The 541-nt window shown below is 50.1% G+C and carries 1 protein-coding gene; it reads left to right on the plus strand.

What is annotated here, in order from left to right:
• The coding region (locus tag VF685_RS14055) for a GA-like domain-containing protein (RefSeq protein ID WP_440203685.1) at positions 1–541 on the plus strand (541 nt) is incomplete at both ends.

A 541-nucleotide genomic window follows, 5' to 3' on the forward strand; every position in this document is an offset into this window, starting at 1 on the left:
TGATGCGGATACAGATGGTAATGGTCTCATCACACCAGCAGAGCAGGCAGTTGCCCAGGCTGCGATTGATGAAGCTGCCGAACTAAAAGCCATCGCACAAAATGCAGTAAATGCGTTACCGGCAGAAGTACAAGTTGAGAAAGACGGGCTACAAGAACGCGTAGATGCCTTGACTGAATTGCTTGCCCCTGTGGTCACAGATGCAGATGGTGATGGTGTAATTGATGACTTAAACGGATTAATTGCCAGTGCAGAAGCGGCGGTGGCTGCAGCGGAATCAGCTTATGCCGAGGCCGAGCAAGCGATTGCCGATGCAGATACAGATGGCAATGGTCTCATCACACCAGCAGAGCAGGCAGTTGCCCAGGCTGCGATTGATGAGGCTGAAAGACTGAAAGCCATCGCACAAAATGCAGTAAATGCGTTACCGGCAGAAGTACAAGTTGAGAAAGAGGGGTTACAAGGTCGACTAGATGACTTGATCCCATTAACTGCACCAGCAGTCACGGATGCGGATGGTAATGGTAAAGATGATGCATTC

This window comes from Acinetobacter sp. Brlt_5, assembly GCF_051949055.1.
In the GTDB taxonomy this organism is placed as follows: domain Bacteria; phylum Pseudomonadota; class Gammaproteobacteria; order Pseudomonadales; family Moraxellaceae; genus Acinetobacter; species Acinetobacter indicus.